Annotated in this window: 1 pseudogene; it reads right to left on the reverse strand. The window is 26.9% G+C overall.

Annotated elements, in window-relative coordinates:
* Positions 1-691, reverse strand: a pseudogene (locus MBORA_RS10745) (hypothetical protein); the annotation flags it as partial.

Below are 691 nucleotides of genomic sequence, written 5' to 3' on the forward strand. Positions count from 1 at the left end.
TCCTTGTGCTAAGTTAGGGATGATTACGATAGCTTTATTATTAATAATTTCTACCGGGTAAGTTTTGTTATTTAAAACTACATTTATAATGCCTGTTAGGTCTTTTGGTAGGTTGATTTCTACTTTTACGTCATTTCCAACAATCACTGAATGGGAAGTTGCATTTATATTTGCATTTATTCTATTTACTGTTAAAATAGATGAATTTAACACTTCGCCATGTAATTTTGTAGCATTTATTATGTATTTTAATGTATATGTTCCATGTGGTATTATGTCAATGTTGAATGTAGCTGTTCCATTTTTTGTTTTAGCAGTGTATTTTTTATTATTAAGATTTAAAGTTATAGTTTCACTATCTGCAGGAAGATTGTCAAATAAAACATTTACATTAATTGTTGTAGTTCCATAATCAAAGATTATATCTTTAGCAATGATAGTTACATTGTGAGTTATGTTTTGAGTTAAATTAACAGTTTGATTATCTACTGTAGCTTCAACATAATAAATAGTTGCATTTTTTGATATATTGATTAGGTTAGTGATATGATTTGTAATATTTCCATTAGCTGATTTTAGTGTTCCGTTTATGCTAGACATTGTAAACTGTCTTGGATATAGTTGTCCTGTATAATCTGTTATATTTTCACCATCGCTAACTTTAAAAGCTAAAATAATGTTTTTTGATAAA

Source organism: Methanobrevibacter oralis (genome assembly GCF_001639275.1).
Classification (GTDB): Archaea; Methanobacteriota; Methanobacteria; order Methanobacteriales; family Methanobacteriaceae; genus Methanocatella; species Methanocatella oralis.